Source organism: Actinophytocola sp. (assembly GCF_050699915.1).
GTDB lineage: Bacteria > Actinomycetota > Actinomycetes > Mycobacteriales > Pseudonocardiaceae > Actinophytocola.
In genome coordinates, this window is record NZ_JBOHGA010000060.1 from 24,129 (window position 1) to 31,117 (window position 6,989).

10 protein-coding genes are annotated in these 6,989 nt (G+C 67.3%); 1 reads left to right on the forward strand and 9 read right to left on the reverse strand.

The genetic code is table 11. From position 1 onward, the window contains the following. The first annotated feature begins 356 nt into the window (after positions 1-356). The gene (locus ACRDSK_RS13700) at positions 357-1,955 is read left to right on the forward strand and encodes a TROVE domain-containing protein (RefSeq protein WP_431440979.1); all 1,599 of its coding nucleotides are present in this window, start codon (positions 357-359) and stop codon (positions 1,953-1,955) included. A 204-nt stretch (positions 1,956-2,159) separates the two neighbouring features. Here the strand turns inward: ACRDSK_RS13700 and ACRDSK_RS13705 are convergent, their stop codons facing one another. From ACRDSK_RS13705 to ACRDSK_RS13745, 9 genes are all read right to left on the reverse strand, one after another. Next, entirely contained in the window at positions 2,160-2,870 is a 711-nt protein-coding gene (locus tag ACRDSK_RS13705; RefSeq protein WP_431440980.1) for a DUF932 domain-containing protein, read from the reverse strand. Between the two features lie 178 nt (positions 2,871-3,048). Further along, entirely contained in the window at positions 3,049-3,234 is a 186-nt protein-coding gene (locus ACRDSK_RS13710) for a hypothetical protein (protein WP_431440982.1), read from the reverse strand. Between the two features lie 256 nt (positions 3,235-3,490). After that, positions 3,491-3,706, reverse strand: coding sequence for a hypothetical protein (locus ACRDSK_RS13715; RefSeq protein ID WP_431440983.1), 216 nt, complete (start codon positions 3,704-3,706; stop codon positions 3,491-3,493). A 76-nt stretch (positions 3,707-3,782) separates the two neighbouring features. Next, positions 3,783-3,977, reverse strand: coding sequence for a hypothetical protein (locus tag ACRDSK_RS13720; RefSeq protein WP_431440985.1), 195 nt, complete (start codon positions 3,975-3,977; stop codon positions 3,783-3,785). 10 nt (positions 3,978-3,987) lie between these two features. Next, complete coding sequence (locus tag ACRDSK_RS13725) at positions 3,988-4,185, reverse strand: hypothetical protein (protein WP_431440987.1); 198 nt, start codon at positions 4,183-4,185, stop codon at positions 3,988-3,990. Between the two features lie 768 nt (positions 4,186-4,953). Further along, positions 4,954-5,289, reverse strand: a complete 336-nt coding sequence (locus ACRDSK_RS13730; RefSeq protein ID WP_431440988.1) for a hypothetical protein — start codon at positions 5,287-5,289, stop codon at positions 4,954-4,956. 78 nt (positions 5,290-5,367) lie between these two features. After that, positions 5,368-5,592, reverse strand: a complete 225-nt coding sequence (locus ACRDSK_RS13735) for a hypothetical protein (RefSeq protein WP_431440990.1) — start codon at positions 5,590-5,592, stop codon at positions 5,368-5,370. A gap of 5 nt (positions 5,593-5,597) precedes the next feature. Next, a complete protein-coding gene (locus tag ACRDSK_RS13740; RefSeq protein WP_431440991.1) occupies positions 5,598-5,792 on the reverse strand; it encodes a hypothetical protein in 195 nt (64 codons plus the stop codon). A 74-nt stretch (positions 5,793-5,866) separates the two neighbouring features. Further along, on the reverse strand, positions 5,867-6,130 hold the full coding sequence (locus tag ACRDSK_RS13745) for a hypothetical protein (protein WP_431440993.1): 264 nt from the start codon (positions 6,128-6,130) through the stop codon (positions 5,867-5,869). Positions 6,131-6,989: the final 859 nt, after the last annotated feature.

A 6,989-nucleotide genomic window follows, 5' to 3' on the forward strand; every position in this document is an offset into this window, starting at 1 on the left:
GTCCAGATTTTCTGGATGCCCGGGGACTTTTTTGCGTTTCAGGTTGGCGATCAAGCCCTTCACTTGGGTAGCGTTCTGTGCGCACCTCCCGGTGCGATGTCGGCGGTTACTTCACTTTGGCTGAGAAACAACCGCAGGCGCTTTGATCTCGGGGGGACACAACTTCAGAGTGAAGCGCCCGGTGCGCAGGTCGGGGTTACTTCTCCTTGTAAGAGAGTGGTTGCAGGTTCGACTCCTGTCGGCGGTTCGGCGCCGTAGCTCAACGGCAGAGCACTATGTCACCCCAGCCGTTTTGATCTCGGGCGCTCCACTTCTGAACGCGGGCTCCTCCCGGTGCGAGGGAAGGAGCCCTTTCCATGTCCAAGTTCAACCGGTCCGCTACCCGCCCGGCCGTGTCGTCCCCGGTCGCGTCGGAGCCCACCCCGTCCGCACGGACCTTCGAAGGTGGCGCCGGGTACGCGCGGGACACCAAGTCGGAGCTGTTCCTGCTGGCCGTGTCCAACATGGTCGGTGCGGACACGTTCTACGAGCGGGCGAAGCAGCGCGACGACCGGTACGCGGCCCTGGTACGGGACGTCGCCCAGGCGGACATCGGGTGGCTGACCCGGTTCGTGCGGTGGCTCCGCAACGACGCCAACATGCGGTCCGCGTCGGTGGTCGCTGCGGCGGAGGCCGTGCGGGGCCGGCTCGAGGCTGGCCTGTCCGGCGGGAACCGGGAGATCGTGGACGCCGCGTTGGCGCGCGCCGACGAGCCGGGCGAGTTCCTCGCGTACTGGACCGGTACGTACGGGCGGGCGATCCCGAAGCCGGTGAAGCGCGGTGTCGCGGACGCGGTGCGGCGGCTCTACAACGAGCGGGCCGTGCTGAAGTACGACACCGACTCGAAGGGGTTCCGGTTCGGCGACGTCATCGACCTGGTCCACCCGACCCCGGCGGACGGCAAGGCGTGGCAGGGTGACCTGTTCGCGCACGCCCTCGACCGGCGGCACGGCCGTGACGGTGAGGTGCCCCCGGCGCTGGACATGATCGGCGCGAACCGTGCGCTGCGCGCGTTCGCGGCCGGTGACCCGACGGTGCTCCTGGCCCCGGACCGGCTCCGCGAGGCGGGCATGACGTGGGAGGACGTGCTGTCCCTCGCCGGGTCGAAGCTGGACAAGCGGAAGCTGTGGGAGGCCGTGATCCCGTCGATGGGGTACATGGCGTTGCTGCGGAACCTCCGCAACTTCGACCAGGCCAGCGTCTCCGACGAGGTCGCCGACACGGTCGCGGCGAAGCTTCGGGACCCGGAGCAGGTCGCGAAGTCGCGGCAGTTCCCGTTCCGGTTCCTGTCGACGTACCGGGCGGCCCCGTCGCTGCGGTGGTCGTACCCGCTGGAGCAGGCGCTCAGCCATTCCCTGGCGAACGTGCCGGCGCTGCCGGGTCGGTCGCTGGTGCTGGTGGACCGGTCCCCGTCCATGTGGATGCAGAAGTTCAGCGAGCGGTCCGATATGCCGTGGGCGGACGCGGCGGCTGTGTTCGGTGCGGCGGTCGCGTTGCGCGCCGAGCACGCGGACCTGGTCGAGTTCGGCATCGACAACGCCCCGGTGCGGTACCAGCGCGGCGAGTCGGTGTTGAAGGTGGTGGAGCGGTTCCGGCGGGTGGACGGGACCGACATCCCGTCTGCGGTGAAGCGGCACTTCGACGGGCACGACCGGGTCATTGTCGTCACCGATGAGCAGACCCGCCCGGGGTGGCTGCCGTCCAACGGCTACGGGTACGGCGGGATGCCGGAGACGAAGGTTGATGATCTGATCCCCGGCAAGGTGCCGCTGTACATGTGGAACTTCGGCGGGTACCGGCATGGCGCGGCACCGTCCGGGGCGGGGAACCGGCACACCTTCGGTGGGCTCACGGACGCGGCGTTTCGGATGGTTCCGCTGATCGAGGCTGGCCGCAACGCCACCTGGCCGTTCTAACTGGTACGCGCACGAAACCGCCCCGCTGGCCTCACGGCTGGCGGGGCGGTTTCGGGTCGGTGGTCATCTCTTTCCACGCCGGCGCGCGTCGCGCCGGGTTGCCAGCAGAACGATCAACAGAGTGATCATCGGGGAGTCACCTCCCCCCGGTGTGTGGGAGGGGGGCCAGCCCGGCGGTTGCGCCGCCGGCTCATCACCGGCGCCTCAGCCGTCGGTCACCTTCGTCTCGCACAGCGCTTTGACCTCCGCCGCGAAGTCGTCGGAGATCGTGTGGACGATCGCCAACGCGTCGCGTGCTTCCGCGATCCGCAGCTTCGAGTACTTGCTGTGCTTGATCTTGAGCTGTTGTCCCTGCTCGCCCAGACCAGCGGCCATCGTGTTGTCACACACGACGTTGGTCACGACCCGCTTGTACGTGGTCGCCAGCGACCCGTCGAAGCTGGTGCACGCCAACAGGTTGGGCCGGAACTCCACACCCTCCGGCGTGGTGATGTTCTCCGGGACCTCCACAGACACCCAAGCCTGCGCACCGTTGCGGAGCAACCCGGCAGAACCGATCGCGAGCCCGTCGTCAAGGATGGCGGACACCCTCTCCACCAGCCACTCCCCGTACTGGTGCGGCTCGTACCCGCCGCTGAAGATCCCCAGCACGTGCCCCGTGTCGTCCCGCACGATCGCCTTACGGTCGGGGACCTGCGGCATCCCGCCCAGGTCGGGCAGCTCCACGTACAGGGGGCATCCCACGGCCTGCCACCCGAACAACCGCCGGTGCACGGCTTCGACCGGGACGGCGCCCGGGTAGTGGTTCGGTTCGTCCCCCTGGTCGGACGCCCGGTAGTGCCAGGCACGTCCCCGCTTGTCGGTGAAGCCAACGAGGGTGTTCGTGTTGAGCCACTGGATCGTTTCTCGTGACATGATCTGTAGTTCCTTTCAGCGCAGATCACCGCGTCCGGCTGGCACCGGCGCGGCGTGGGTTGATTGGGGGCCCGACGGGTCGGGGGCCTCTGCTTTGTGCGTCCCGGCCCGTCGGGTGTCTCACTGGCCTAGCGGCCACGGCAACCGCCCGCGTGGTGCGGGCGGCCACCCGAAGCGGCTAGCGCTCGGGTTTCTCGGCGACGGCGCGGTAGATCACGCCGGGCTGGTGGTCGTGGTCGGACGCCTTGTTGCCGAGCACGCTCCGCCAGCCCGTGGTGTCGTGGTAGATCGCCTTTCGGCAGATCGTGCAGTCGGCGTACTGGCCGTCGCCGTACTCCAGCGCGGCCCGCTCGATCGGTGTCATGCGGTCACCTCTCGGGAGATGCGCGCCCGGTCGATGGAAGGTCAATTCGAGAGGAGGGATGGTAAGTGCAATGAATCAGGCGTCAGCAGCGGCTTGCAAACCCTCTAGCCCACGAGCTATCCGCAGCCCTTCGAAATATTCGGCGGTGGCACACGCGACTCGGAGCGCGGCGTACGCCGCTCCCAATTTCTTGACCGTGGCGGTGTAGGTCTCCTTGGCGGGAGCATGGGTGACCACCATGCTCCACCAAAGCTAGTCAGTCCACGTTTTCGACGGTCGCCGCCCACCCGCCCGGCACCGTGCCCCAAGGTTCGGCCCTGGTGTACCCGAGACGCGCAAGCACCTCATCTGCGGCTTCCTGGTCGAGGCCACCGCCTGGCGTCCGGCCCCAACCGTTCGACTCGACGGTGTACTGCACGGTGTCGCCCTCGGTTACAAAACCATCGGTCACGTCCCGGTCGGTCACAGCCACGCCAGGGTCCGCACCGGGCATGCTGTCCCGCGTCGTCGCCCACGCCACGCACTGTCGTGCCATCACTCACTCACCCCTAGTCCCTTTCGAGTTCGGTTTCGCTGTACTCCAGCACCTCGAAACCAGGTGCCACCGTCTCTTCGGTAGGCATGTGCTCGCCGCAGTAGTAGCCGTCGACGTACGTTGTCACGTCGCCTTGCGCGATCACAGCGAACACGTACCACCCTGCCTTGCTCGGGGTGCCACACACACACCCTGCCTTCACGCTCACCGGTCGCTCCTTACGTCGGATAGATGTCTACTGATACCGTGCGGGTGCCCTCGGCCGCGCGGACCGCTGAGTAGAGGCGGTCCCGCGTCGCGTCTACTTCGTGCTCGTACAGCATCGTCGTCGTTTCTGCGTACGGGTCGCCGGCTACAGTGACCTTGACCCGGTAGAGCCTTGGCACGTCGCGTGCGTCGAGATGCAAGCTGCTCATGATTCCTCCCGGTGGCCCTCAACCGTGCGTCGTTCTGTCTCGACCGCGTACGCCACGCACCAAGCCGTTCGCGTCGTCGGCGTGATCGTGGGTGACCACGCTCAACCAAAGCTAGTCAGTCCGCCGAGATTCCGAAATCGCGAAGGAACACCCGAACCATGAATTGCATAACCTCCCGAGGAACCTCGATCTCCACCGATCGGTCAGGCTCGTGATCCAAGGTCACGTTAAGGATCTGTCGCCTCTCCCCGGTCGGGTAGCGGTCGACTCGCCCCCAGATGGGGTTATCCACCGTTCCTCGCTAGGCCTTCTTTGACCTCACCGCGTAACCCCTTTCTCGCTTAGCTTCGCTACCGTCACGACTAAGCCGCGGACATTCTCGGCGGACAGCACCACAGCGACAGCCTTGGCGAGATGCTTCCCGCACGCCAGACGCCCGCCGCCGCCATCCGAAAAGAAGTGGACAAAGTAGTCGGCAGGGTTGCCACACGTGTAGCCGTAGCTGTTCTGAACGTCACAGTACTTACTCACGGCACTACCTCTGTCACGGTCCAGGTCCCGTCTCGGTAGTCGATCTGGCAACTGTCCTCTGTCGGGCAGTACGGTCCGTCTCCGGTGCGTACATGCACCGCGATGCCTAGCGCGAACGCTGCCAGGATCGCGACCGCTACCACGATAGCTTTGATCATGACTTCCTCCCTCCTCTCGGTCTAGCTGTCCACGGCCGACGCCCGTACGAGACGGGCGTGACCGAAGCGGCTAGCTCGTTCACACCAGGACCGCGACGCGGGCCGCGACCGCGGCCCGGCGCACCGCGTACCGGACGGTGTGCTGGTGCTGGGTGGTGGTGGGGCTGTACGTGGTGGTCGGCACGGTCCAGGACAGGGGACCGGTGGCGGGGGTCCACGCGATCGGTGTGGCGTAGGACCGCACCACGTACACCGGGCCGCCTTTGAACGCGTCCCGGTAGTCGGTGAGCTCGGGCCCTTCGAGCATCCCGGTACCCCAGGCGTCCCGCTCGATCGTGCCGGAGAAGTGGCTGCCGTAGAACTCTTCCCGCTCGCCGATCAGGTTGCCGGCGTCGCGGTTCCGTACTCGCTTCATGATCGTTCCTTTCGGGGGGTGTTTGCCGTCTAGCGGCCACGGCCAGGGCACCGGATCCCCGGTGCCCGACCGACGCGGCTAGCGCTTGCGTTTGAGCAGCCCCGCCCGGTGCAGCTCGTGTTGATCACGGATCCATTTCTCCGCTTCCTGCTCCGACCGGTGGGCCTGCAGGTGGTCCGACCGGTGGACCGACGTCGCGGTGTACAGCTCCCCGGCCCACCCTTCGGCGTGCTCCCGGAAGTCGATCCACCCGATGTGCTTCCCGTCGTCCGCCTTGACGGACCGGGACTCGTTGTTACGCATCCCGATCACCGGCCGCCGTGAATCACGTGTGGCCGCCCGAGCGCGGCCACCGCCTCGGTCGCCCGGTCTGCCGACGCGTGGAACCACAGGTCGTCGGCGACCTTCCGCGACTCGACCGCGTACCCGCACGCCAGCAGCGTCGCGACGTGGTCGGCGTGGTACCGCTCCGCCTCCACCGGGTCGTACGTGTTCGTTTTCATCTCGATCTCCTCTGGGGGGTTTGGTCTAGCGACCACGGCACAGGCGCCCCGTCTGGGGCGCCTGACCGAAGCGGCTAGCTCGCGTACCGGGTGCCGTCCCGGCAGAACGCGATGGACTTGTACCGGTCGTCCTCGGGGTGCCAGACACACCACTTGGTGCGTCCGTCGCTCATGGCGAGCGCCTCATCCCGGGGCGCCCGGGCCAGGTCACCCCTGCGGGCCATCCGTTCGCACTCGGCCCGGTGCCGGGGGTTGCGCTGCTTGACGCACTCCACGTACGTCCGGCGCCACGTGTGCGCCACGGACACCGCCTGCACGGCGGGGGGTCCACAGCTCATCCCCGGTGCCGGGTTCCCCGTCCGGGTTGACGTAGTCGCAGGAATCCTCTGTGGGACACGCCGGTACGGGCGCCTGCACGGGGGGTGCTGTGACGCGGCCTACGGCGTACCCGAACAGCGCGCCTGCCGTGAGGGTGAGCGCCAGCACCGCCAGCGCGAACACGTTCCTCATGTGCCTCTCCTCTGCTAGGGACCACGACACGGGCACCTGGTGCGTCCCTGGTGCCCGATCGACGTACCTAGCGCGGCTCCGTATTCAGTTGTGGGTATGGCCATCGCCTCCTGTGTGGTGGGTGGGTTGTTGCTGTGCCCCGTACGCGGTTCCGGCTTGCGCTCTCACCCCCGGTGGTGCGGGTGGGTCATGGCGCCCCTGTGGTTTCTCCTGTGTGGGCTCTGTGCGTGTGCGGTAGGGCTTCGGCCTGGTGCTCTGGCGTTCCTCTGCGCGTGGCGTGGTGCGTGTGCCCGTTCGCTCGGGAAGCGGAGTGCCTTGCCCCTGTCGTGTTGTGTAGCCCCAGTCAACACCCGTGGTGCGCCACTGTCAAGCCCAACTACACAAGATGTCCGAACGGATGAGCACCCCAGGCCACACGGACAGCTCCAAGGGGGAGAGGCAAGAGGGGTGGGGGATGACCCCCGATCAAGATCAAACCCGGGACCGGTACGGCATAGCGCCGGAGATCTTGTACGGGTTAGGAGCCCCGTGAGGGCACCGGGTGCCGGGCAGCAGAACGCCCCCGCGCGCCGGTTGAGCCGGCTGCAGCGGGGCGTGTCTACCTGGTACGTACTACGAAGTGCGGAGTCCTGCGCGTAGGGCGTGGAGCTCCTCCTCGAGGCGGGCCAGCTGCTGGTCGACCTCGGC

Coding starts and splice junctions, on each gene's coding strand:
- ACRDSK_RS13700 (WP_431440979.1), top strand. CDS start 357: ATGTCCAAGTTCAACCGGTCCGCTACCCGCCCGGCCGTGTCGTCCCCG.
- ACRDSK_RS13705 (WP_431440980.1), bottom strand. CDS start 2,870: ATGTCACGAGAAACGATCCAGTGGCTCAACACGAACACCCTCGTTGGC.
- ACRDSK_RS13710 (WP_431440982.1), bottom strand. CDS start 3,234: ATGACACCGATCGAGCGGGCCGCGCTGGAGTACGGCGACGGCCAGTAC.
- ACRDSK_RS13725 (WP_431440987.1), bottom strand. CDS start 4,185: ATGAGCAGCTTGCATCTCGACGCACGCGACGTGCCAAGGCTCTACCGG.
- ACRDSK_RS13730 (WP_431440988.1), bottom strand. CDS start 5,289: ATGAAGCGAGTACGGAACCGCGACGCCGGCAACCTGATCGGCGAGCGG.
- ACRDSK_RS13735 (WP_431440990.1), bottom strand. CDS start 5,592: ATGCGTAACAACGAGTCCCGGTCCGTCAAGGCGGACGACGGGAAGCAC.
- ACRDSK_RS13740 (WP_431440991.1), bottom strand. CDS start 5,792: ATGAAAACGAACACGTACGACCCGGTGGAGGCGGAGCGGTACCACGCC.
- ACRDSK_RS13745 (WP_431440993.1), bottom strand. CDS start 6,130: ATGAGCTGTGGACCCCCCGCCGTGCAGGCGGTGTCCGTGGCGCACACG.